General features: G+C 58.7%; 19 protein-coding genes and 3 pseudogenes. 11 read left to right on the top strand and 11 right to left on the bottom strand.

Features of this window, described 5'->3' with window-relative positions; genetic code table 11:
* Positions 1 to 19: 19 nt before the first annotated feature.
* The 4 genes from QA642_RS40565 to QA642_RS46660 all read left to right on the top strand — a co-directional run bounded on the left by QA642_RS40565 (position 20) and on the right by QA642_RS46660 (position 5,950).
* Positions 20 to 2,698 carry an SUMF1/EgtB/PvdO family nonheme iron enzyme gene (locus tag QA642_RS40565; RefSeq protein ID WP_283081840.1) on the top strand — a complete coding sequence of 893 codons (2,679 nt, stop codon included), beginning with the start codon at positions 20 to 22 and terminating at the stop codon, positions 2,696 to 2,698.
* A gap of 1 nt (position 2,699) precedes the next feature.
* The gene (locus QA642_RS40560; RefSeq protein ID WP_283081839.1) at positions 2,700 to 3,419 is read left to right on the top strand and encodes a class II aldolase/adducin family protein; all 720 of its coding nucleotides are present in this window, start codon (positions 2,700 to 2,702) and stop codon (positions 3,417 to 3,419) included.
* Positions 3,416 to 4,432, top strand: coding sequence for an FAD-dependent oxidoreductase (locus QA642_RS40555; RefSeq protein ID WP_283081838.1), 1,017 nt, complete (start codon positions 3,416 to 3,418; stop codon positions 4,430 to 4,432). The genes QA642_RS40560 and QA642_RS40555 overlap by 4 nt, the downstream gene beginning before the upstream one ends.
* Positions 4,433 to 5,131: 699 nt before the next feature.
* Positions 5,132 to 5,950: a Crp/Fnr family transcriptional regulator gene (locus tag QA642_RS46660; RefSeq protein WP_349253815.1), complete on the top strand. Its 819-nt coding sequence runs from the start codon at positions 5,132 to 5,134 to the stop codon at positions 5,948 to 5,950.
* Positions 5,951 to 5,989: 39 nt separating this feature from the next.
* Here the strand turns inward: QA642_RS46660 and QA642_RS40545 are convergent, their stop codons facing one another.
* Positions 5,990 to 6,268, bottom strand: a complete 279-nt coding sequence (locus tag QA642_RS40545) for a transposase domain-containing protein (RefSeq protein WP_349253814.1) — start codon at positions 6,266 to 6,268, stop codon at positions 5,990 to 5,992.
* A 224-nt stretch (positions 6,269 to 6,492) separates the two neighbouring features.
* On the opposite strand from QA642_RS40545, the pseudogene QA642_RS40540 reads away from it, so the two are divergent.
* Positions 6,493 to 7,665: pseudogene (locus tag QA642_RS40540) on the top strand (IS110 family transposase); the annotation flags it as partial.
* Positions 7,666 to 7,857: 192 nt separating this feature from the next.
* Here the strand turns inward: QA642_RS40540 and QA642_RS40535 are convergent.
* Positions 7,858 to 8,250, bottom strand: a complete 393-nt coding sequence (locus tag QA642_RS40535) for a transposase (protein WP_283087080.1) — start codon at positions 8,248 to 8,250, stop codon at positions 7,858 to 7,860.
* 316 nt (positions 8,251 to 8,566) lie between these two features.
* A pseudogene (locus QA642_RS40530) lies at positions 8,567 to 9,001 on the bottom strand (IS66 family transposase); the annotation flags it as partial.
* 521 nt (positions 9,002 to 9,522) lie between these two features.
* Between QA642_RS40530 and QA642_RS40525 the strand changes: the two are divergent.
* The gene (locus QA642_RS40525) at positions 9,523 to 9,696 is read left to right on the top strand and encodes a hypothetical protein (protein ID WP_283081826.1); all 174 of its coding nucleotides are present in this window, start codon (positions 9,523 to 9,525) and stop codon (positions 9,694 to 9,696) included.
* Positions 9,689 to 11,611, top strand: a complete 1,923-nt coding sequence (locus QA642_RS40520) for a recombinase family protein (protein ID WP_283081827.1) — start codon at positions 9,689 to 9,691, stop codon at positions 11,609 to 11,611. The genes QA642_RS40525 and QA642_RS40520 overlap by 8 nt, the downstream gene beginning before the upstream one ends.
* Here QA642_RS40520 and tnpB read toward each other — a convergent pair.
* The 3 genes from tnpB to QA642_RS40505 all read right to left on the bottom strand — a co-directional run bounded on the left by tnpB (position 11,599) and on the right by QA642_RS40505 (position 12,881).
* Positions 11,599 to 11,904 carry an IS66 family insertion sequence element accessory protein TnpB gene (gene tnpB / locus QA642_RS40515; RefSeq protein WP_283081837.1) on the bottom strand — a complete coding sequence of 102 codons (306 nt, stop codon included), beginning with the start codon at positions 11,902 to 11,904 and terminating at the stop codon, positions 11,599 to 11,601. The genes QA642_RS40520 and tnpB overlap by 13 nt on opposite strands.
* A complete protein-coding gene (locus QA642_RS40510) occupies positions 11,901 to 12,302 on the bottom strand; it encodes a transposase (protein ID WP_283081836.1) in 402 nt (133 codons plus the stop codon). The genes tnpB and QA642_RS40510 overlap by 4 nt, the downstream gene beginning before the upstream one ends.
* 156 nt (positions 12,303 to 12,458) lie before the next feature.
* A complete protein-coding gene (locus tag QA642_RS40505) occupies positions 12,459 to 12,881 on the bottom strand; it encodes a transposase (protein WP_283081835.1) in 423 nt (140 codons plus the stop codon).
* A gap of 89 nt (positions 12,882 to 12,970) precedes the next feature.
* Here QA642_RS40505 and QA642_RS40500 point away from each other — a divergent pair.
* Positions 12,971 to 13,156, top strand: a pseudogene (locus QA642_RS40500) (transposase); the annotation flags it as partial.
* Positions 13,157 to 13,374: 218 nt separating this feature from the next.
* Here QA642_RS40500 and purU read toward each other — a convergent pair.
* From purU to QA642_RS40475, 5 genes are all read right to left on the bottom strand, one after another.
* Complete coding sequence (purU, locus tag QA642_RS40495) at positions 13,375 to 14,247, bottom strand: formyltetrahydrofolate deformylase (RefSeq protein ID WP_283081834.1); 873 nt, start codon at positions 14,245 to 14,247, stop codon at positions 13,375 to 13,377.
* 53 nt (positions 14,248 to 14,300) lie between these two features.
* The gene (locus tag QA642_RS40490) at positions 14,301 to 16,808 is read right to left on the bottom strand and encodes an FAD-dependent oxidoreductase (protein ID WP_283081833.1); all 2,508 of its coding nucleotides are present in this window, start codon (positions 16,806 to 16,808) and stop codon (positions 14,301 to 14,303) included.
* Between the two features lie 595 nt (positions 16,809 to 17,403).
* Positions 17,404 to 18,360 (bottom strand): bifunctional methylenetetrahydrofolate dehydrogenase/methenyltetrahydrofolate cyclohydrolase FolD, encoded by a 957-nt coding sequence (gene folD, locus QA642_RS40485; protein WP_283081832.1) that lies wholly within the window; start codon positions 18,358 to 18,360, stop codon positions 17,404 to 17,406.
* Positions 18,361 to 18,523: 163 nt separating this feature from the next.
* Positions 18,524 to 19,924, bottom strand: a complete 1,401-nt coding sequence (locus tag QA642_RS40480; RefSeq protein ID WP_283081831.1) for an aminotransferase — start codon at positions 19,922 to 19,924, stop codon at positions 18,524 to 18,526.
* Positions 19,925 to 19,934: 10 nt separating this feature from the next.
* Complete coding sequence (locus QA642_RS40475; protein WP_283087079.1) at positions 19,935 to 21,362, bottom strand: NAD-dependent succinate-semialdehyde dehydrogenase; 1,428 nt, start codon at positions 21,360 to 21,362, stop codon at positions 19,935 to 19,937.
* On the opposite strand from QA642_RS40475, the gene QA642_RS40470 reads away from it, so the two are divergent.
* The 3 genes from QA642_RS40470 to QA642_RS40460 all read left to right on the top strand — a co-directional run bounded on the left by QA642_RS40470 (position 21,261) and on the right by QA642_RS40460 (position 24,319).
* On the top strand, positions 21,261 to 21,590 hold the full coding sequence (locus QA642_RS40470) for a hypothetical protein (RefSeq protein ID WP_283087159.1): 330 nt from the start codon (positions 21,261 to 21,263) through the stop codon (positions 21,588 to 21,590). The two genes, QA642_RS40475 and QA642_RS40470, sit on opposite strands and share 102 nt — an antisense overlap.
* A 16-nt stretch (positions 21,591 to 21,606) precedes the next feature.
* Positions 21,607 to 22,083 (top strand): Lrp/AsnC family transcriptional regulator, encoded by a 477-nt coding sequence (locus tag QA642_RS40465; RefSeq protein ID WP_283081830.1) that lies wholly within the window; start codon positions 21,607 to 21,609, stop codon positions 22,081 to 22,083.
* A 622-nt stretch (positions 22,084 to 22,705) separates the two neighbouring features.
* A complete protein-coding gene (locus QA642_RS40460) occupies positions 22,706 to 24,319 on the top strand; it encodes an MFS transporter (protein ID WP_283081829.1) in 1,614 nt (537 codons plus the stop codon).
* Positions 24,320 to 24,635 lie beyond the last annotated feature (316 nt).

Genomic DNA, 24,635 nt, shown 5'->3' with positions numbered 1-24,635 from the left:
AGTATATTGCGAGGAACAGATGGATGGCGATGGCCCGAAAAGGCAGCGAACTCCTGAAGAGAAAGTGATCAGAGTAGCGCCATCATCCTCTTCCGTTCGAAGATCACTCGCCGACGGCGAAGCACAGTATTTGGCTGCAGCGATCGCCAAGCTGGATAGCCTGGAGTACGGAGACCCTGCCGAATTCGTCTTCGATCGGTCCGGTCGGGCTGCTGCCCGGCGTAGCAATCTCCGCGAGCTATGGGTGCCGCCGACATTCCGAACTGCCGATGAACGAAATGTCGAGCGGGATATAAATGCTCTTTGGACGACCACAGCGCAATGTGCGGTCGTGATTGGCCATCCGGGATATGGCAAATCGACCCTTGCTCGATTCCTGACCACCAGATTTGCTCAAGAATTTCTTGCAAGCAAGTTGGACCGCTTTGCGTTCTACGTGCCACTCGCGTCTTTGAAGCTAAAAGACAGGACCAATCAGCGGGCGATCGTAGAGTGTGCACTGCGAGCAGTTGAACTCGAGTTGGATGAAGGGGCGCTCCTCGAATTGGAAAAATCCGTGAAGACCGCCACGTTGATTTTCGACGGCCTGGACGAGCTTCCACTGACGCACGGAACCGGCGACCAGATACCTACACGGATTGAGGCTGCCGCTTTGATACGAAGCGTCAACATCCCAAACAACGAGAGCTTCCGGACAGGTGGCCTCAGCACAATTGTGACCAGCCGCGTGGCGGACTGGCACGAGGACGATCGAACCAAGATAAGGCCAGCGGCCCTGTTTGAAATCTCTAATTTCTCGCCAGAACAGGCAAGGGAAGCAGTGGTTCGCTGGCACGACGTTGCGATTGGACTTCGCGCAGAAGAAGGGCTTAACACAGCAGATCTGGAGAAGCGCAAACTCGATGTAGCCAGTGCAATTTCGACGAACTCCGAGCTCGGTGCTGTTTGCTTAACGCCGTTGATGCTTAACATCCTGCAAACGATCTATTCGGACGAGAGCCGCGATATCCCCTCATCTGTGAGTCAATTGTGCCTCAGAGCTGTTGACCGGCTCTTCATCAAAAAGCACCTGTTCGGCGAACAGAAGCTTCTCGTTACCGATCATGCAAGCTGGATACTGGACGCGCTTGCGGAAGCCGCCTTCACGGCGCAAGAACGGCTCGTACAGGGCGGGACAAAGATCCTGACTGACGAAGACCTTCGGCGCGTCTCAAAAAACACGTGCCGGCTCTCGGAAGCGACGCTCTTCGAGACCCGGGAAAACCTTATCACGAGCATTGCGGCTCATATTCGGCGCGGACATGGCATCTTGCCGCCGCTGCGGCGAAATGAATACGACTTCGCGCACAACGTGTTTCGGGAGGTGCTGGCCGGTTATGCGTTAGCCAAGCGGCCGGTCACTCAGCGACGCGGTTACGCATTGCTCGAGAAGTGGCATCCGCCGATCCGGTATTGGGCCGGACTGCGGGCGGCAAGCGAAGAAGGAAAGAACGAAATAAACGCCTTCGTTGGTGAATTGAGAGGTGGGCCTGGAAGCCGCACGATCGAAGCTGCTCTGGCCCGAGCCGAAATGCTCAGCGAAGTAGTATCCGTCACGCATGGTCAGAACTTGATGCGGGACCTCAAACAGAGGATCCTGGCGACCCAATCCGAGTTGCTCAAGTGGCTGAGCAGGCGTTCGCTGCCGTTCTCGAAGAGGATGCGGATCGGCGATCTTCTGGGCACGTTAGGCGACCCGAGGCTCGAGGCCGAGTTCAGTTCGAGGCTATTCTGGCTAGAGACCGGACCCAGGCAGATTGGGCGATCGACCAACCATATCACGAGAATAACGAAATATTCCAGCGTTCCTGCCTCACCTCCCATCAAGGGAATGCTAAGCCGCTTTGCGTTATCGGCGTTCTTGGTGACCAACGCCGAATACAAGCAGTTCCTGGATGATGGAGGCTACAAGCAGCGGGAGCACTGGCAGAGTGCCGAAGGATGGACGTGGGCAAGCGGTGATGATGACTTCCGCAATGCCGTCCTGAACCGTGCTCGGGACGTTGCACCGACGCACCTCACGAGTGAAGTGCTTGGGCAGCGCCTGATTGCTGAAGACTTCCCGGATCAATGCGAGCGAATGATAAAGCGATCTTCCCCGATGTACTGGTCCGCCCCTTCACACAACAGGCCAAATCAACCGGTTGTCGGGGTGAATTGGTGGGAGGCGCTGGCTTATGCGAGCTGGATCGACGCCCGGCTTCGCAAGGAGGGAAAACTGGACAAAGGTCAACAGGTACGTCTGCCGACAGAAGCCGAGTGGGAGAGCGTGGCCCGGCAACTGAGTGGAGACAACCCCTATCCCTGGACGGAGGGGGCTCCTTACGAGAACGCTCATTTGCGGGCCGCAGAAAGTAACGAGGAGGCGAGGGCCCTTCGGCCCTGCGCCGTCGGGCTATTTCCGTTCAATTCGAGTGGTCTTCATGATATCGTCGGCAATGTCTGGGAATGGACGCTTTCAAAAGCAAAGCCATACTCTGAAGAGGCCTTCCGGCAAGAAGCAGACGTCTGTGGCCTGGATGATCGGGTTGCGCGCGGGTCCTCGTGGCTATCGTCCGAGATCGAAGCGGCGGAAATAACGTTCAGAAGCTTTGATCCTCCATACAATGCATATGAAGATCTTGGAATAAGACTTTGCGTCGCTGAACGAGGGAAGTGATATGCACCTTGTCAACGCCAAGATGACAGATGCATGGCGAATACTTGGAAAGCTGAATTACGTTGACGCAATATTTAATCACATTTCAACCGCATGGGTCGACGGTCGAGGACGCATCTTTGTTTCCATGAATCCCGATGGTGTTCTTGCCGTTGAAATGACGCCATCGGACTGGATCACGGTTCCTCTCGATGAAATTGACAAGCTGAATCCAGAAAAGCTGGGTGTGAATGCCGACGGATATAAGCTTCATCGGCTGATCCATAAGGTACGGGCGCGACCAGGTAGCGCGTTGCACACGCATTCCGAAAATGCCTTGGCTGTTGGCACAACCGCCGCAGGGCTTCTTCCAGTCTCGCAGACAGCCGTCGAACTCATTCCTGAAACGATTTGTGTCGAGTATCAGGGACTGTTCCGTGAGGCAGAGATTGACCCTGCCCTCATGCGACTGTTTGAGACAGGAGGAGTTGGCCTGCTGCGCAACCATGGGCTCCTCGTCGTGGCCCCAAACATCGAGGAAGCGGTCTATTTGCAGCACTATATGGAAGTTGCATGTAGAGTGCAGATTCTGGCTCTCTCGCTGGGAGGATCTCCATTGACGCCTCCGGGTCATGTTGTGACGCAGACAGCAACGGAGTTGCGCAAAGATCGTGCCGCGGCGGCAGAAAAATTGTTCAAGGCGTTTCAGCGTGTGCTCTTAAATACGAGGGCTTCCCGATGACAAAGTCCATCTGCGTCGTGGGAGCTGGTGTCGTCGGTCTCACCACTGCAATCGTACTAGCCAGCCGGTATGAAGTGCAAATCATCGCTGACAAGTTCGGAGCCGATACTGATTCGGTCAAAGCCACAGCTGTGTGGCACGTGTATCTCGTCCCTGAAACCGCGGAAGTACTTGAGTGGTCTTCGGTGACGCTGCAACGATTGCTTGATATATCCCGTCTTTATCCGGAATCCGGCGTTGAAATCATTGGTGGCGTTGAGCTCTTTAGAGCCCAGCGGAGGCATGTGCCCGCCTGGTCGCATATTCCACCCGAGTTCGCGTTTTTAACAGATGACGAGCTGCAGAGATTTAATGAGCCGGAAGGCGCGCTCCATGGCTCCATTAGCTCACTTTCGAATGCCCCTGTGAAGTGGGGGTACCGATTGAAGGCGCCGGCGGCGAAAATGTCCTCTTATCTGAACTGGCTAGTCGAGCAGGCCGAGAGGAGGAACGTGCAGTTCAGGCGACAGCACGTCGAGCGCTTGGCTGATCTCAGCTGTCAACATGATATTGTCGTTAATTGCACCGGATTGGGAGCCGCAACCCTCGTCAACGACGAAGCTTTTGAACCTTACAAAGGGCAATACTTTGTGGTCGCATCCAATGACGGATCGCCCATCGAATATATTGGAGACGACGACCATCCAGACGGCATGGCCTACGTGATACCCAGGGGGGGAGAGGTCATGATTGGCGGTAGTGCGGAGGCTGGCCTGAATGACCTCGTCGAAACCATCAAGTGGTCGGACGTGGTAGCCCGGGCCGGCCGTTACGTTCCTTGGGTTCGGCATAGTGCAAGCGAACGGCCTCGGCAGCTCGTCGTCGGAGTGCGGCCAGTAAGGCCGTCAGGCCTCAGGCTTGAACGAGAGATGTTAGAGACGGGTACATGCGTAGTCCATAATTACGGACACGGTGGGTCCGGATTTAGTCTCTCTTGGGGATGCGCAAACGCCGTGTCGGCCCTTATCGGTTGATCAATCCAGTACCTTCGACGGGAACAACTTCGGATGCATGAAGCTCGACGGTTGCTCAGATCTTCACGCAACCAGGCGGTCTGGCGGGTCGCGATCCATCCGGGAGACGGCATCGGGATCATCGCTGCCATAGCTTGCCAATGTCGCGGACTGCAGCGCTTAGTGGTGCGGCATCTACATCGCTGGGGATCCTCATCAAGCCTCGCCTGAATAGTCGATCTCGATTGCGTCTTGCTGTGGGCTGCCGGAGCGAGTGAGACGCGCCGAGCTCTCACCACTCTCTCTGGTAGGAGACCCATTCGTCGCTAGGTGGGCATCCTTCGGCGCAGGTGGAGGCGGCCGTCGTTGTCGAAGTGCAGGCGATGGCGGAAGGCGGAAGCCCGGATCGCCGCCCAATAATCTGACACGGCGTCCAGGATGCTCCTGAGCTCCCGTTCTCAACGAGGTCGCCATCGGCCTGCTTCTATCACGTCGGCCGCTAATCGGAGACTATCCCAATCCGTATCCATAGAGGCGCTTCTCCGCGCGTTGCCTAAGGCGGCAAGGCCGTCGGCCACGCTCGATGCGTTGAATCCACCGAAAAAGACGATTTGATGCGGGATTTGGGCGTTGCCACGAGGCTCATTGCGCAAATCAACATAGCAGAATCGCTAGAGTCAGCTGCTCGGCTAGATCAATTGCAAAGAGACAGGCCACACTATGAGCGACCCCGTGCCCGATATCTTGGAAGGGCTCGACCGCCCCGCGGATGCCGTCCTGAAACAGGTGTCCGATACACAGCAAATGCTTCGCCGGCCTGGAAAGGCTCGTGGCCCTCAGTCCTTTGTCGGAAACGCAATTCTAGCGAAATGTTCTCCTCAAGACCTGGCGGCCCTAGGGCCGTTCCTTGAGCCGATTGTCCTGAAAGAACGGACCCTGCTACAGGAGCCGAAAAGGCCCCTTGATCATGTCTATTTTGTCGAGTCGGGGCTCGTCTCACTCAGGATTGTCGCGACAGGTAGCCTCCTGGAGGTGGCGGTAATAGGGTATCGTGGCGCGATTGGTGCTTCGCTTTTAATGGGCAGACAAATCTCGACGCATCAAGCTGTTGTGCTCTTTCCCGGAAATGCGCACAGGATTCGTGTGGAGGATTTGCGCCACGTGATGAATGATCGTCCTGAAATCCGGGAACATCTTTCCAGGTACGATCAAGCACTCGCCCTGCATTGCGCCCAGACAGGATTGTGCGGGGTCCGGCACGGCCGCGAAAGGCGGCTCGCGAGTTGGCTCTGTCTGGCTAGCGACGCCGTGGACGCTCGTGTGCTTCCAGTTACCCATGAGTATCTTTCTTCTGTCCTGGGATTGCGCCGGGCCGGGGTCACTGAGACTCTAAGCCAATTCGAAGAACAGAGGTTGATTCGCAAAAGGCGCGGTCTCTTAGAGATTGATGAACGCAAGTGCCTCGAGCAAAGGGCATGTGGTTGTTATAGGCTTGTTTCAGACGCTTATGCGTCGTGCGAATCGTACGCATCCGGCTAAGGTCCCTGGCTTAGGGTATAGGCGGAAGGCTGATGGTGCTTAAGCGGCGTGGGCGACGCTTTGAGGCTGCCAATTCCAAGGCAGCAGTTCGTTGATGCGCTTGGCAGGGTGATCCGGTAGGCGCGCCAGCACGTCGGCAAGCCAAGCCTGCGGGTCGATATCATTGAGCTTGGCGGTGGCGATAAGGCTGTAGATGGCGGCCGCACGTCGGCCGTCCTCATCGGAGCCCGCGAAGGTCCAATTCTTTCGTCCCACGGCGAGCGCCCGTAGCTCACGCTCGGGAGCATTGTTAAAGGGCATGATGTTTTCAGCGCTCAAACCCGGTGGAGAGGACTGGTCGTCCGGATTAGTCTGTCGAAGCCGGGATAGGGGCGCTGGAGCACGAAACGGTGGCAGGCCGCCATGACCATGAGCTGTGAGCTCGCTTTGTTACTTGGCCGCCCCCTACGACTTGCCCGGCTGCGCTGCGAGCGCGGATCCGTAGATGTCGTGCAAGCCACTGGCTCCTGAGACAAGGAGAACCAAGCATGCAAATCGTCGGCATGGACATCCACCGATCGTTCGCCCAGGTGGCGATCCTGGAGGACGGAACAATAATCAGACAGCTCCGCGTAGATCTCGTCCACGATCGGCTTGTCGCCTTTGCCAAGACACTCAGCCTCGAAGATGAGGTGGTCATCGAGGTGACGGGCAACAGCGCGGCTGTCGAACGTATTCTGCGCCCGCACGTTAAGCGCGTCGCGGTCGCCAATCCGAGGCTCGTTCGGGCGATTGCCTATGCGCGAGTCAAAACGGACAAGGTCGATGCTGGGACCCTGGCAAGGTTGCATGCTGCCGGCTTCTTGCCGGAGGTCTGGGTTGCTGACGAGGACACCTACAGCCGCCGGCGCCAGATGGCCGAGCGCGCTGGCGTCTTGGCGCAGATCATCCGGATTAAAGGACGCATGAAGGCTATCCTGCATGCCAACCTCATCCCGCCCTACAAAGGCTATCTCTTCGGCAAGCGCGGACAGCATTGGCTGGACAGTCTGCCTCTCCCATCGGAGGAGCGTGCAATGCTCTGGCGTCTGATCGTGGAACTCGAACGCGTGACGAAGCAACTGTCGGAGATCGACAAAGTCGTGGCCCAGCAGGCTCTGGACGATCCACGGGCTCTCAAGCTGATGACGATCCCCGGCGTGAGTTCGGTTGTCGCATCGAGTGTACTGGCCTCCATCGGCGACATCGCACGCTTCCCGTCGCCGGATAAGCTCAGCAGCTATTTCGGGTTGACTCCGCGGGTTCGGCAGTCAGGCGAGCACCCGGCACGGCATGGCCGGATCTCGAAGCAGGGCAACCGTGACGCCCGCAAGATGCTGGTTGAGGCGGCGTGGTCAGCCAAGACGGCGCCGGGTCCGTTGCGAGCATTCTTCAACCGAACGCAGAAAAAGCACGGGGCCGGGGTCGCAGCCGTCGCGACGGCGCGCAAGCTCGCAGTCATGATCTGGCACGTCCTGACGACCGGGAAGGACTACGCTTACGCGCGGCCAGCGTTCACGGCGATGAAACTCCGGAAGGTGGCTCTGAAGGCTGGGGCTCCCCGTGCCTACGGCAAGGCTGGCCCGGGCCGGGACTATTGGATCAAGGAAATCCGCGAACGGGAAGCTGGTTACGTCGCACGCGTCGAGCAGGCCTACGAACGCATGGTGGCTGCCTGGAAGGAAAAACCAAAAAAGTTGCCACGAACTGAAGGTAAGGACTTCTCAACACCATCCGTTGTCATGCAAAGCCGTCCGTCATCGAGGAAGCGGCTAAATGCATCCCACCGGCTGAGGCGGTAATTGATCGCCTTGCTCGTGTCGTTGTTCCTGGAGAGCTTGGCGCGCTGCTCGCGCAACCACGCCTCCAGCTCGATGATCAGAGGGCGGCTACGCTCCTGGCGCACACGCAAAGGCTCCTGCGCAGTAAAACCGTTGATCTCGCGCTCGATAGCGAACAGAACATCGATGCGCTTTACCGCCTCGGCCGCGATCGGCGCCTTGCTGAGCGCGCGAGATCAAAGAACTTGCGCCTGCCGTGCGCCCAGCACGCGGCCTCGATGATGGACCGCCCTTGCGATTGGCCTCGTAGAGCCTGCCGAAGCCGGCGTAGGCGTCGGCCTGCATCAGTCCGGCATAACCCGCCAGATGCTGCTCCGGATGCGCACCGCCACGATCGGGCGAGTAGAAGAAACCGCCGCCGGCGGATCTGGGCCGGCAAACGGACGGTCTGCCGGCCCGTCCGGGTCTTGCCCTTTGCCAAGACCGGCACCGTGGTGTCATCTGCGTGGATGCGCTCGGCTGCGAAGACGTGACTCCGGATCGCCTCGACCAGAGGCATCAGGGTCGCCGCGTAGGCACCTACCCCCTTGCGCGAGCGTCGAAACGTCGAGATCGATGCCTTCACGCTGGTAGACATCGCTCTGACGATGAAGCGGGGTGCAGGCCGTAATTGGCAAACAGAACATGGGCCAGCAGCTTGGGCCCTGCACGCCCGCGCGCAATCGGATGCGAGGGGGGCCGGCGGTTGGGTCATCGCTTCGCAGGCCCGGCAGACGAGCTTCTCGCGCACGTGCTGGATCACCTTCCACTGGCGCGGAATAAACTCCAGCGTCTCGGTTACGTCCTCGCCAATCTTGCACAATCGGCTGTCGCCGCAGCATGGGCAGGTAGCCGGCACCGGATAGACAATGCGCTCTCGCGGCAATTGCTCCGGCAGCGGCCGGCGAGCTTGCTTGCGGCGCTCGAACGATGGCACCGCAATCTTCTCGGCTGCCACCTTCGCCGCGGTCTCTGCTTGCGCCGCGTTCTCCAGGTCGGCAAGCTGTAACTCGAATTGGTCCAGCAACGCGCCTCGCTCGGAGGACTGCCCGAACTGCTCATGCCGCAGCTTCTTGATCGTGAGTTTGAGCTTCTCAATCAACAATGTTCCCGCCTGGGCTTCCGCCTCCGCGGCCAACCGGGCCGCTCGCTCGGCGCGCAGAATCGCCTGCAGCGTGGTCACATCGTCGGGGAGAGAACCATCAGCGCCCATCGCCGACCAGAGAATCACAACACGCAATGTCTGTCCGGACTGCTGATCGTGCCACGGATTCAAAATCCCAGCGGTCAGCCGGCTACTGCGGCCGCCACGTGTGTTGCGGCATCCCCCAATCGATGCCCTCCAGCGAGGGGATTGAGGAATGTCCCCGATAGTGAGTCTGACGAATCATTTCCTGAGGTGGTCGAGGTTAGGGACCCCCACCATCCTTTGTGGGGCCGCTCATATCGAGTGATCAGGAAGATCGGCCAGCGAGGCCGAGGCATTCCCGCTTCGTATGAAGTTGAGTATCGCGCAGGGAGCAGTCTTCTGATTCAAGCAACCGCAATCGAATATTATGGAGAAGAAGCAAATCAGATTAAGCTGAGTATGGAGGCTCTACTCGAGCTTTTATCGACAGCGGATTGTCCCGACGCACATGAGCATGGATCCAGCCGATCTTTGGTCGACGCTGACGCCCGCGCTCCGACGCCAGATCGTCGAAGACGTCGCCGCGATTTTGGCGGAGATCTCTCATGAAGTCCGAGTTGATCACACCAAGCCACTTGGCGCGCAAAGCCGTAGTCTACATCCGGCAGTCGACGCCTCACCAGGTCGTAAGCAATCAGGAGAGCCTGCGCCTTCAATACGCGCTTCGCCAGCGCGCCCGCGAACTCGGATGGCGTGAGGCGGCCATCCGACGTGATTGATGCCGATCTCGGGTTGAGCGGCGCGTCTATAGCACAGCGTAGCGGCTTCAAGGAACTCGTTGGCCGTGTTGGCCTGAGTGAAGTGGGACTCATCCTGTCCATCGACGTGACCCGCTTGGCGCGTAATTGTACCGACTGGTATCCGCTCCTGGATATCTGTGGTCTACGTGGCTGCCTGATCGCCGACCGCGATGGTGTCTATGATCCGGGCACTCCCAACGGTCGGTTGCTTCTCGGGCTGAAGGGTTCGATCTCCGAGCTTGAGCTACATACGATCCGCAGCCGGCTGACCGCCGGCCTGCTGGCCAAAGCCGAACGCGGTGAACTTGCGGTTATGCTGCCAATCGGGCTGATGCGGGACCCGAGCGGCGTGGTCGTTAAGGATCCCGACATGGCCGTGCAAGGGCGGCTCGGTCTCGTCTTCCAGTTGTTCCTGCAGCTGCGCAGCGTTGCCAAGGTTATGCGAGCGTTGAACGAGCGTGACCTGGAACTGCCGCGTCGTGATCGGTATGGCGATTTGTGCTGGACGCGCGCGACGCTGGCTGCTGTCGCGGCGATCTTGAAGAACCCCGCATACGCGGGCGCCTTTGTCTATGGACGAACCCGCTTCCGGCCGCCCAGGCGGGAGGGTGCCCTGCCACAAAAGGCTCCGCGGCCGATGGAGGAGTGGCGGATCGTCGTTAAAGATCGATATCCAGCCTATATCGACTGGCCAATTTATGAAAAAATCCGATCCGTCATCAGAGATAACCGAGCCGAATACATGCGCATCAAAACCCGCGGCGCGCCTCGCAATGGCGAGCTCCTGCTCCACGGCATTGCCTGGTGCGCACGATGTGGCCATAAGATGTACGTCCGCTACAAGGGCGGCGGCGAGTATGTATGCAATCACCTGCGTACCCAGGAAGGTCAGCCAACCTGCCAACACATCCGCGCCGCCCATATCGATGCAGCCGTTGGCGACGCATTCCTAACCGCACTAGCGCCGGCCGAACTCGATGCCTTGTCGCGCTCCCGCCGGGTGCAGCAGCAGATGAACAATGCGTTACGCTCCAGTGCAGAGCGAGAGCTCGAGCGCAAGCGGTACACGGCGGCGCTCGCCGAACGGCAGTTCAACCGAGCTGATCCAGATAATCGGTTGGTCGCCTCGGAACTCGAGCGCCGATGGGAAGCGGCACTAAACGACGTACGCGCCGCCGAAGAGGCGCTTGCCCGACAGACGCCGTCCAAAGCCATCGCACAAGTGGCCATGAGCAAGGAGCTCAACGACAAGGTCATCAGTCTCACCGGCCGCCTCCCGCAGATATGGGGTGACGAGACTATCTCGGATGCGCATCGCAAGGCGCTGTTGCGATGTCTTATCGAAAAGGTCGTTCTCGACCGCGGTGAGCGCGACTTGGCCCTGGCTAGGATCGTCTGGCGGGGAGGCGCTGTGACGGAGCTCGAAGTGAAGATGAGCGTCAACTCCGTCACCAGATTGACGCGAGGCACAGAGATGCAGGAGCGCCTGCTGACGCTCGCTCGCGACGGCGTCCCAGACGACGAGATCGCCGCAATCCTTACTCGGGAAGGTCACCGCTCTCCCCGTTGCGCCGATAAGGTGCTGCCTATCACCGTTGGGCGGCTCCGTCGTGCTGCTGCCATCAAGGTCGCTACCCAGCGCAACCGATGGGAGCATGACGTCTCACTCCTCAGCCCGCCCGAACTGGCCCAAAGGCTCGAGATTCCGGTGAACTGGCTCTATGTACAGATCCGAACCAAGCGTTTGCTGATTGATCGCCAGCCCAGCGGCGCCTATCTCTTCCCGAATACACCATCCGTTCTTCACGCCATCGGAGACCTTCGAAACCACGTCATTGCACAACTTGATCTAAGAATCTGTCAGCCTAACAAGGAGGGGCATCAACATGGGTGATCGAGCAGGTAGCTCAACTGCGCCAGCGAGATCGTTACCGCTTCACCGGCAACCGATGGCCAGATAAACTTTCCTCTCTCGAGTCTTTTTGTGAACAAGCAGGCTCCCTGACCATCGTGCCAGATCACCTTCACAAGATCGCTGCGGCGACCACGGAAGACAAACAAATGACCGCTGAGCGGTTCTTTGTGCAGCACCTCCTGAACTTGGAGGGCCAGCGACGGGAAGCCTCTGCGCATATCCGTGTAGCCTGTCGCCAGCCACACTCGCACATTCCCTGGTACAGAAATCATCGGCGTCCAAGCACATCGAGGACCCGCGCCAACGCCTCCGGATCGACGTGCGCATCCACCCGGATGCACCGTCGGTTGCCGAGATCGATCTCTATCAATCCAGTACGCGCGGCTGCCGCCGAACGAACTCGGCCATCAACCGTAGGCAAAAGCTTCGGAGTTTCTTCAGCCGAGGCCGCTACGGCGGCGATCTGCACCGGCGTAAAACATGGTGCAACTTGTTCCGATGTCCGTGCTTGTCGACGCCAGGTAAACACCAGGCTGGCCGCCACTCCGTTGCGCCGCGCAACCTCAGTTACCTTCGCGCCCGGTGCCAGCGTCTCCTCGACAATCCGTGCCTTGTCGTCCTGCGACCAACGCCGCCGCCGCTCCAGCCCGCCCAAAACCTCGACCCGCATCGCCTGATGACCTTAAAGCTAGACTTAAGGTCACACGCTTCGCGAATTACCACCCGTCACGCAAGACGGCCCTCGTCGGAGGCGTACAGCCCTCCGCACCTTTTCTGAAGTCCACTGGTTGCGTCGCCACGTAAATCGTAAGGCTCGCAGGCGGCGTCAGCATGAACGTGTCCGCCGAAGCGCTAAGAACACATCACTCAACACAGCAAGGCCAGGCGCCCCCCGCTCCTCCACGCGTGCTCCCTGGAGCTCAACCGTCACAATGGCTGCTTCCGGCGACCCGGTAGGCTCTGCGGCCGCCGGTAGCGCCGATTGCGACACCACCGGCATGAACGACAGCGTCTCCGCCGAAGCCGGCAGCACCAACTGGCCCAAACGCGCCCGGCGCCGCCAGTCATGCACCTGCTGGGGCCGGCAGCCATGGCGACGGGCGACGTCTGTGACAACCGCCCCCGGCTCGAGGCTTTCCGCGGCAATCTGCGCCTTCAAATCATCCGGCCAGCGCTTTCGACCTGCGCCAGCGAACACTTCAATACGCGGTGACAACGGTCGTCTTATGTCATCAGAATGGTCGTCCATTGTGAGCCCCCTTCCAGAAGATGACTCTTCTAACGGTGCTCTCAAGACTCCGCGCAAACAATCCAAAGGGCCTCGGCGCTACGCTTACGATCAAGCGGCGGACCGAGGTCGTTGGCATCTTCCCAAATGAAGACGCCATCGTTCGCCTGGTCGGCGCGATCCTGCTCGAGCAGAACGACGAGTGGGCGGTTCAGCGGGCCCGCTACATGACGCTGGAAACCATCGCGCCGTTGAGCGATGATCCCATCGTCGGCTTGCCCGCCGTGGCAGGCTGATGCCTTCCGACCCGCCGGAAAATCGGCGGTGACCTGCCGTCAGCTACACGGCATGGGACACGATCTTCCACACTGCGCAAAACTGCGGGAAGCCTACTGAGGCGTGGGGCAGGCGTTGTGCGTTCTTGCCTCTCTTTGGCGTCAGGATAGCTGGTGCATGTTCTTGGCCGCGGCATCGCGCTCGAACGGGGCCAATCGGCGCGTAAAATCAGTGCAGATCAGCCGGTGAAGACGACAGTCTTCTTGCCATTCAGCACAACGCGATCCTCCAGGTGATGGCGTACGGCGCGGGCGAGTACACGTCGTTCAATGTCGCGGCCCCTGCGGACCAAATCGTCTGGCGTGTCACGGTGAGAGATTCGCTCGGCGTCTTGCTCGATGATCGGTCCCTCGTCGAGATCGGAAGTGACGTAATGCGCTGTCGCGCCGATCAGCTTGACGCCTCGCTCGTGAGCCTGGTGATAAGGCCTTGCGCCCTTAAAGCCTGGCAAAAAGGAGTGGTGAATGTTGATGCAGCGTCCCGATAACTTGGCCGAGAAGCCGTCCGATAGAATTTGCATGTAGCGCGCGAGAACAACAAGATCCGTATTGGTCTCCTGAACGAGCTCCCAGATTCGCGCTTCTTGCTCCATCTTCGTCTGTTTGGTGACCGGCAAATGGTGGAACGGAAGCTCGGCCAAATCGCTAGAGGCCAAATGCTCGCGGCCATGGTTGGAGACGATCGCTGTCACCTCCATTGGCAGTTCGCGGATGCGCCATCGATAAATTAGATCGGCCAGACAATGGTCCAATTTTGAAACCAGGAGCATCACCCGCTTCTTTGTGGAACTTTTCCGCAAAGTGAAAGTCATGGCGAAACGTTTGGCGAGCTCCTCGATCGAGGCGGCGATATCTGTTTCAGGTTTGGCTTGCTCGAGACGGTCGAAGACAACGCGCATGAAAAAGTGGGTGGTCCCGGTATCCTCGAACTGCTGAGCATCGAGAATGTTGCAGCCCGACTCAAACAGAAGGCTCGAGACCGCGGATACGATGCCTGGACGATCAGGGCAGGACAACGCGAGGATCATGGAACGGTCGAACATAGCAGTCATTTGCCCTACGGGGTCCCTCGTAAACTGCGTTGTGGCAAGCAAAAAGATGAGCATCATTCCCTAGAGCGTGCTCTGAGGAGCTCTGGGGCGATGAGGTCATCGAGCTTCCGCCATTCGCCTTTCACTCGCGTACGATTCGAATCGTAGAAGGCACGAAGGGAGGCGATGGCCGCGTGCCGTTCGCCGGCGATCTCGATTTCAAAAGTTCCTTCGGACAGCCATGCGGCGTTCACACCGCTTTCGGAGTGGAGGTACCCCATGCCTACGCCGCATCCGAGGGTGTGGCCGAACCCGGCGGAGCGCAAGTATCCGACGAGCGATCCGTTGCGCCAGACAGGCTCTGTTCCGAACAGGAGCGGCACCGCGCGGGGAGCGGCAAGCTGGACGAGGCGTCGGCGCGGAGTCTGTCCGCGCTGTGTTTCGAGAACCGTCCGCCCAATGAAATCTTCACCCTTGTTCCAGGCGATTGTGAACCCCAATCCAGCTTCGAGCGGCGTGTCCTCATCACTGACGTCCGCGCCCCAGTCGCGGTAACCGGCTTCAAGGCGCAACGTATTGAGTGCCACGTAACCTGCGTGGCGCAGATCGAGATCGCGTCCCGCAACGACCAGCGCATCGTAAATACCCAGCGTCTGGTCGGTCGGGATGTGCAGCTCCCATCCGAGTTCTCCGACGAAGGTCATGCGGAAAGCAACGGCCGTACCATGGCCGATCTCGATTTCTCGCGCCGTCGCGAACGGAAACGCAGCTTCAGAAAAATCCGCCGGGCTTACGCGCGTGAGGAGCTCTCGCGAATGTGGCCCCATGACAGAGAGGCAGGTGTATCCGGACGACACGTCCGTGACGAATACGTGGCCGGCGCCTTTGGCATGCATTCGTAGCCAGGCGAGATCCCGGATGCGCTGCACAGCGGCTGTAACGACGAGGAATTCCTCATCTCCCGTTCGCGCGATTGTGACATCGGACTCCATGCCACCCCGCTCATTGAGCCACGGAGTGTACACGATGCGGCCCACTGGCACGTCAACGTCGTTAGTGGAGAGGCGCTGAAGAAAAGAGAGCGCATCACGCCCCTGCACCAGTAGGTGCGCGAAAGAGGTTTGATCGAAAAGCGTGACACCGGACCGAGTCGCGTCGTGTTCAGCCCCACTCGACTTGAACCAATCGTCGCGACCAAATGTAGCATGGGCGTAGGCCGGCCCCTCGGGAGTGCCGAACCATTGCGCCCGCTCCCAGCCCGCGGCCTCGCCGAACTTCGCGCCTGCGGCCGCTAAACGATCGTGCAGCGGCGAGACCCGCACATTACGAGCCGTCTCAGGTGACTTGTGAGGCCAATGCAGCGCGTAAAGGAGTCCAACCGCTTCACCCGTTCGGTCGCGCAGATATCGCCGATTGCGCTGGAATGGCATCGCTCGGCGGACGTCCATTTCCCAATAGTCATTTGCGGGCATGCCGGTAGACATCCACTCGGCCACCACTTTGCCGGCCCCGCCGGAAGACTCGATACCGCATGAATTGAATCCCGAAGCCACGTAGAGGCCGGCGATGTCGGGGGCGGGTCCTAACAAGAACCGATTGTCCGGGGTGAAGCTCTCGGGGCCATTGAAACTGAGTTGCAACCCTACATTTTCCAGGGCCGGCATGCGCCGCATGGCATTGGCGAGGTGAGGCTCGATGTGCTCGAAGTCGTCGGGAAGCGAATCGAAACTGAACTCAACTGGGATCCCCGCCATCCCCCAGGGCTTGCCCTTCGGTTCGAAAAAGCCGACCAGCAGTTTACCCGCGTCTTCTTTTGCGTAGAAGCACGCATCAAGATCTCGCACAGTGGGAGTATCGGGTGACAAGCCCCCCATGGCCTCTGTCACGACGTAAAAATGCTCCGCCGCGTGCAGCGGCACTGTCCAATTGACATCGGCCGCTAACGTCCGACTCCACATCCCGGCGCAGATGACGACCTTTTCAGTACCAACGATCCCTTCTGCCGTCTCGACACCGACGATCCGCCCTTTCTCGACCACGAGGCGCGTCACTGGCGTGCGCTCCAGTATCTTCGCGCCACCCTGCCGCGCGCCAGTCGCGAACGCGCGCGCTGTGTCCACCGGATTAGTCTTACCATCGGACGCGATCCATGCCGCGCCCAGCACATCGGCCACATCGAGCAACGGCACACGTTTCTTAGCTTCGGCGGCGTCAATGATCTCGACATCAAGGCCAAAAGAGCGCCCCATCGAGGCACCTCGCCTCAACTCCTCCAGCCGAGCGGGTGTCGCCGCGACTGTGATCGACCCACATTGCCGAAAGCCAGTATGCTGACCCGTTAGCTCTTCGAGCTCGCGGAACAATCCCGCGGTGTACTGGGCCAGCTTCGCCATATTCTCGCTGGCTCGAAGCTGGGTGACGAGCCCCGCGGCATGCCACGTCGTACCGCAGGTCAGCTGATCGCGTTCGAGCAGCAGCACATCGCGATGCCCAAGACGCGTGAGGTGATAGGCAGTGGACAGGCCAATAATGCCACCGCCGATGACGACGAATTCCGCGTGAGTGGGCAGCTTGCTTTGCATTCCGTGACTCAAAAAAGTGGTTTCAAGCAGGTCTGAGCGTATCCCAAGGATGAACGAGAGGATGGCGCTCTAAGGGTGGCGGCGTGGCGGGTCGTGATATGCAGTTTGGTTGTTGGTTCCGCTGTGAACCTCATGAGCCATCGGACCCAAGCCGAGCCCCTTGCCGGAATGGTCCCGCCCGGTGGCCGCTTACGAACGAGGCGTGCCCATTCGAGCGCGCAGGCTGTACTGAACTATGCAAAACTTGAGCTCCTGCGCGCACATGATCGCGGACTGGTCAGCTGGAAGCGTCGTCTCGCCGAAAATAGTATCGAGCCGTCGATCAGAATTTCGCTATTGTAGCCCTCCATGAAAGAGAAATTCTGCGTCGGATAGAGAAAAGGGGAGATTTTGCGTCTTCACGCCGGTGGTTGACGCGCACAAAGCCACAAGCTTCTCGTCGGTGAGACACGCGGAAAATTGTTAAGTTCACAGGAAGGGAAATTGCTGACAGGGAGCCCGACACGATAAGCGGCGGATGCTGAGCCGCACGCATCTTTGTCCGAATTGTCCGGTGCTCTCGCAAGGACGCTTGAATCGAACGGCCGTACGCGACCTAAGTTGCCCGCTGCAGATCGACGTGCTCGAGCGCCACTCCCGTGGATGATGGCAAAACGTGGCCGACCTCGGGATTGAGCACCAACGACAAGCCTCGCCGAGAAACTGCCGCATTAACTGTGTTTGCGAGCAAATAGGCGACGGTCATGGGCCCAACACCGCCAGGCACCGGAGTTATGTAGCTCGCGCGCGTGCTCGCTTCGGCGAAAGCAACGTCCCCCACAAGCCTGACAGTTCCAGTCGTATCGATCGCACGATTGATTCCAACATCGATGACAACCACACCTGGTTTAAGCCAATCGCCGCGGACCAGTCCTGCACAACCGGCCGCAGCAACAACAATATCAGCCTTTCTACAGAGGTCCGGCAGGTTTCGCGTCTGCAGCTGCGCACCTGTCACGGTACATCCGGCATCGCCGAGCAAAACTGCCAAAGGTTTTCCGACGATATTCGAGCGACCTATGACGACAACGTCAAGCCCATTCAGGTCGCTCGCGACTGTCTTAATCAGATGGGTCACTCCCAGTGGAGTGCAAGGAGCGAGCGCTGGTCGACCCGCGGACAATCGTCCCACGTTGTAGGGATGGAAGCCGTCTACGTCCTTAGCCGGATCGATGGCCTCCAGCACGCGCCAGCGATCGATGTGTCCGGGCAGCGGAAGCTGAACGAGGATGCCATCAATGGAATCGTCGGCATTGAGCCGGCCGATCAAATCCAGCAATACGGCTTCATCGACATTGCTTGGCAGCAGGAATTGTTGCGACTTGATGCCTACGGTTTGAGCCTGTTTGGCTTTGGTCTTCACATAAACCGAACTTGCCGGGTCTTTGCCGACCAGCACCACGGCCAATGCTGGCGTGACGTTGTACTCGGCCTGGAGCAACGCCACCTCTCGCGCAATGCGAGCGCGCAGGATCTCAGCGATGGCCTTTCCGTCAATTCGGATAGCACTCATGATTATGTCTAGAGATGTGATGCGACGAGGCTTGACGCTGCAACAACACGCCAAAGGATTCGCGGGCCGCATTCTTTCGATCGGCCCTCGCAACTCATCAGCAGGGGAAAGGCGCCTATATCTTGCGTGTTTGGCGTTGACTGCGCCGCACTGGTCTGCACATTCAAGCGATTGCTGACTCTTTCGCAAGTTCGTCCATGACTTGCTTGGTCGCCTGATAGGCCAGATCAACGATCTCGTCTATCTCAGACTCGGTTACAACAAGAGGCGGAGCAAATCCCAGAATGTCTCCATGCGGCATTGCTCGTACAATGAGTCCACGATCACGAGCAGCCTTGGAAATGCGCGGCCCGACCTTGAGCGCAGGGTCAAAGCGCCGTTTCGTCTGACGATCCGCAACGAACTCTATTGCGCCGAGTAAGCCGACACCTCGAACCTCCCCAACGATCTCCATCTGAGCAAAACGCTCCTTCAGTCGACGATGGAAGTGGGATCCGACGATCCTCGCGCGGTCGGTTAGCCGCTCTGTTTTGACAATGTCGAGAACTGCGTTGGCAGCAGCGGCAGCAATCGGATGGCCGGAATAGGTATAACCGTGCGAAAACGCGCCGACACGATCCGCAGCCTCCTCCATAACCGCGTAGACTTTTTCGCCGACGATAGCTGCCGAAAGCGGAACGTAGCCGGATGTCAGACCTTTGGCGACTGTTACCAGGTCTGGCTCAATACCATAGAGCATACTTCCGAAGTCTGCGCCGGTTCGGCCAAAGCCACAGATCACCTCGTCAGCGATCAGAAGAACGTCGTAACGCTTGAGGACAGCTTGAATCTCACGCCAGTAACCGGTGGGAGGCGGTGTAATCCCGCCAGTACCCAGCACCGGCTCGGCAATGAAAGCACCGACCGTTTCCGGCCCCTCTCGCACAATCAATTGTTCAAGCTCGGCGGCACGCCTGCCGGAAAAGGATTCCTGTGTCTCGCCTGGTTCGGCCCCCCAATAATGGTGCGGCGTGCCGGCATGCAAAATGCCAGGAAAGGGAAGATCCATGTGATCGTGATAAAAGGACATGCCGGTCATTGAACCCGAAATGACTGAGCAGCCATGGTATCCTCGCTCGCGAGAGATAATCTTCTTCTTCTTCGGCTGCCCGCGCAGATTATTGTAGTACCAGACGAGCTTTGCCTGCGTTTCGTTGGCGTCTGATCCAGACAGCCCGAAGAACACCTTGCTCGGCTTGCCAGGCGCCATCTCTACGAGACGACCCGCGAGGATCGCCAGCTCTTCACTCGTGTGTGCCGCATACGTGTGGTAGTATGCGAGCTTGTAAGCCTGCCGGGCGATCGCCTGCGCCACCTCAGTGCGACCGTAGCCGATATTTACACAATAGAGCCCGGCAAAACCATCGATGTAACTACGTCCCTGGGCGTCTTGAATGCGAATCCCTTGGCCGCCTGTGACGATCGTAGGATCACCGAGTTTTCCCTTCGCAAAGTCCTTGGGCTGAGTGAAAGGATGAAGAACACTGGAGCGATCGAGCTCAGCGATTGCCTTGATATCAATCATACCGTTTCTCCTAAGCCGCTAAATCGCCAAAACACACGTATTTCAGCTCCATGTATTCCGCCAAACCGTGCCGCGAACCTTCGCGACCGAGCCCAGATTGTTTCCAACCGCCGAAGGGAATGGGAGGGCCCGTGAACGACGCCGTATTGACGCCGATCATGCCGCACTCGAGTTGCTCGGACAGTCGGAGCCCTCGACGTAGGCTCTCTGTGTAGACATATCCCGCCAGCCCCATTTCGTTAGCGTTGGCGCGGGCGATAACTTCCTCTTCGGAATCGAACGGAAGTACAGCAGCTACCGGCCCAAATGTTTCCTCATGCACGATGAGCATTTCTTCCGTGACATCGGTTAGCAACGTCGGAGGTACAAAGTTGGCCCCCAGCGTCGCGCCGTGATGAGTGAAGAGAACCCGCGCGCCCTTTTTTACCGCATCATCGATTTGGGCCCTGCATTTGTTTGCGACGGCCAACTTGGTCATTGGGCCTATCTCAGTTGCGGGGTCTAGACCGTGACCGACTTTGAACTGGGCGATTAAGGCGGCAAACTCGTCGACAAAAGCAGGGTAGACGCCTCTTTGGACGTAGATGCGATTGGCGGCCAAGCAATCCTGACCCGAGGTCGCAAATTTCGCCTCCACTGCACCCCTGACCGCCTTCTTAAGGTCGACATCATCAAAAACGAGGAAGGGAGCGTGGCCGCCCAGTTCCAGCGACACCTTTTTAACAGTGTCGGACGCCCCCTCAAGTAATCGACGACCCACCTCCGTAGAACCTGTAAACGACAGAACCCGTATTCTTTTGTCACGCAACAGCGGCGTCGAAAGCTCGATCGGATTGCCCGTAAGCACTTGAAGAACGCCAGGCGGAACTCCGGCTTGTTCAGCCAACCGAGCGACGGCGAGTGCGGAGAGCGGCGTCTCGGGAGCAGGTTTCACGATCATCGGACATCCGGCCGCAAGAGCAGCCCCAGCTTTTCGCGTGATCATGGCGACAGGAAAATTCCACGGAGTGATGGCGGCGGCGACACCAATCGGCTGCATTCGGACGTAAAGCAGACTTTCGGGCTTATGGCTAGGGATAGTCTCTCCGTAAGCGCGCTCACCCTCTGCGGCGAACCACTCGAGAAATCCTGCACCGTACGCGACTTCCTGGCGCGCTTCGGCGAGCGGCTTGCCTTGCTCGCTCGTCACGAGGATGGCCAACTCTTCCGAATGCTGCAGCATCAACGACGCCCAAGACCTAAGAATTGCGCCACGCCTTGCTGGCAAGAGCTCTCGCCACGCGGGAAACGATCGCTCAGCTGCCGCGATCGCCTGCTTCATGTCCGCGGCAGAGCAATGAGCAACATCCGCGATATCTTCGGCCGTCGCCGGATCGGCCACAACATCTCGCTGATCGCCAGAGATCCATCGGCCGTCGACCAGCGCCGCCCCCGCCAAGAAGTCGCGGCGGCGCAGACGCTGCAGGTGCCTGGTAGCAAGGCCGACAAAATGCGAACTTTGGTGCCGAACGATTTGATGGGCCATTGGCGGAGTCCAAACGCGTCATTTGTTGAAATTGCCTCGGCAATCAGGATACTGATGTCGCGAACTGATTTGCATCGCATTTTCCTGCCGTCGGGAGGATTTCCTGCATGGCACAGGCACTTTGCGGCGAAGCACACTTGAAGGCTGGAGAGAGATCATGAACTACGATCGAATAGATGCCCGGATCTTGGAGATCGTGCAAAAAAACAACCGCCTAACTTCTGAGGTGATCGGTGAACTGGCCGGGCTTTCTGCGACGGCGTGTCAACGACGGCTGAAGAGGCTCCGCTCGGAAGGCATTATCGAAGCCGATGTCTCAATTGTCTCTCCGAAGGCCGTAGGAAGACCTATTCAAATGCTTGTGCTGGTGAGCCTGGAACGGGAGCGCTCAGATATTATCGACAGGTTCAAGAAGGCGATCAAATCGTCAGTCGAGGTCGTCAATGGATTTTACGTGACCGGCGATTCAGATTTCGTCCTCTACGTTACCGCACACAGCATGGAAGAGTATGAACAGTTCACGCGGCGATTCTTTTATGAGAATGCGGATATTAAGGGTGTCAAGACAATGGTTATTATGGACCGTGTGAAGTCGGGTTTTGCGGTTCCAATTGAGGCGCCTGCCGAGGAGTGAGTGCGTTACTCAAGGGCGAACTCTGCGTTTGCGCACTTTCTTATCGCTCACTCGCGCGTAACACCAGCGCGGCAATGCATTGACTTTTGCGATGATGAGAACTTCTCGCTATTACCGTTCGACGCGCAAAATCTGCACGCTGTCATCCGCTCACTGTGGTGTGATGTCCGAATTTAGATGAAAAGTGTCAAAGAAGATTAAGAGGTCGGGTATTGTCTATTGCCTAGTTGCGCGACCCAGACGCGACCTGGTCTTAAAGGACTGAGATATTGTCTACGATATCCATCCAGAATGTGAGCGGCATCAACTGGCTGGGACGCTCAATATTTGCGCCGCATCCACGCACTGGGGCCGATGTTTTCATCCAAATGGTGAGGCATCACAGTGGCTTCCTGCCGCTCAGCTTCTCATGCCGAAAGACAGCGTCTGGCGATGGAGATGGGAATCCCCGATTGCGAGGGATGTCCCGACAAGCGTATCGGCCCCATGGGCGCTCCAGAGGCAAACTTTACAAAGTAGACAAGGTTGGAAACGCGCTAAGGCAGCAGCGCGCCGCGAGCACTCATCGGTCACTGCGAACCCCCGTCAGGATTGATAGGTCGGAAACCAGATTGGAGCTGTGATGACCGATCTGTCCAATGCCCAGGAATTGGCCACGGATCGGATCACTGCTCCGTTACGATTTCCAACATTTCGCCGCATCTGGCTTGCGAGCCTGCTGTCAAATCTTGGTATTTTGATTCAGGGCGTAGGCGCGGCCTGGGCGATGATACAGATGACATCATCGGCCGATAAAGTCGCCCTGGTGCAGACCGCGCTGATGCTGCCGGTCATGTTGATTTCAATGCCGGCCGGTGCGGTCGCCGACATGCATGACCGGCGCATAGTGGCACTCGTGTCGCTGGGTATCACGCTCGCCGCCGCGACTACGCTAACGATGCTCGCCTGGTTGAGCATGGTCACGCCGAATATTCTGCTTGCACTCTGCTTTACCGTCGGGACTGGCATGGCTCTGATGGGACCCGCTTGGCAAGCCTCGGTAAACGAACAGGTGCCCTCCGAAGCCGTGCCTGCGGCCGTCGCGCTCAACGGTATTAGTTATAATATCGCACGCAGCGTGGGGCCTGCGATTGGCGGCATCGTCGTTGCTGCCGCGGGCGCGGTGGCTGCGTTCGCGCTCAACGCTCTGCTCTATTTACCCTTAATAGCCGCGCTGTTTCTTTGGAAGCGCATCACTGAACCGCCGACTCTTCCGCCGGAAACGCTTATTCGCGCAATGGTTTCTGGCCTGCGCTACATTATGAATTCGCCGCCGATCAAGATCGTTCTGACCCGCTCCATGGTCATCGGTCTGATCGGAGGCGCTATCATCGCCCTGCTGCCATTAGTGGCTCGCGATCTCTTGCATGGAGGCGCAGAAATATACGGTATGATGGCCAGCGCCTTTGGGCTGGGCGCGGTGATCGGGGCGCTCAACATCACCGAGGTCCGCAAGCGCATGAGCGGCGAGGCAGCGATCCGTGCTTGCGCTGTGTCGATGGGCGGGGCGATAGCTGGAGTGGCGCTCAGCCGCGAGCCAGTTTTGACTGCTATCGCGCTGGTGTTGGCGGGCGCCATGTGGATGATGATATGGTTGCTCTTTAGTGTTGGCGTGCAGCTCTCGGCGCCCCGCTGGGTAGCGGGGCGCTCGCTAGCGGCCTATCAGGCCGCTAGCTCCGGCGGGATTGCTATCGGCAGTTGGACTTGGGGCCACGTGACAGATGCGGCCGGGGTCGACGTGGCTCTCCTAGTATCAGCCGCCCTCTTACTTTCTTCGCCGCTGCTTGGGCTTTGGCTGCCCATGCCGCGCATCGGCGCGCGAGGCGAAGAGCCCGAGATGCTCGACGATCCTAAGGTTCGCCTGCCGCTGACCGGACGCAGCGGACCGCTTGTAGTGGAAATCGAATATCGCGTCCTGCAGGAGAATGCACGCGCCTTCCATAATGTGATGCAAGAGGTCCAGCTATTTCGGCAGCGCAACGGAGCCTATGGCTGGTCCATTGCTCGCGACATTGCAGATCCTGAACTGTGGACAGAGCGCTATCATTGCCCAACATGGCTCGATTACCTGCGCCAACGAAACCGCGCGACGCAATCGGAACGTGCGCTGGACCGGCAAGCCAGTGCGTTCCATATAGGTCCTGAGCCCGTACGCGTCCGACGCATGCTAGAGCGCCCGTTCGGCTCGGTACGCTGAAAGCACGAATCCGTGGATCAGGCTGCGAGCGAGGTCTTGCCCGGTGATCACGCCTTGGCTATCTCTGGCCACTACACGCGATCGCCTATCACGCGGGTCGCCGTAGGACCGCTAGGCAGTACGCCACACCAGCCACTTAGTTGCCCGTCGGATGCTGCCCGATGGAAGATCGGTGCGCCCCCTTTGCGAACTTGGACCTACTTGCTTGCCGACTTGGCCTGGTAGGAGAATTTGACGGAAGCCACTTCGCCGCGGTGATTGGGCCAAATCCGCAAAAGTCCGTGGGTACCGGCGTGCGGGTTAGGAAGCCTTATTT

Source organism: Bradyrhizobium sp. CB2312, from assembly GCF_029714425.1.
Lineage (GTDB): Bacteria > Pseudomonadota > Alphaproteobacteria > Rhizobiales > Xanthobacteraceae > Bradyrhizobium.
Note: the sequence above shows the minus strand (reverse complement) of the source record. Positions and strands in the feature narration are given on the sequence as shown.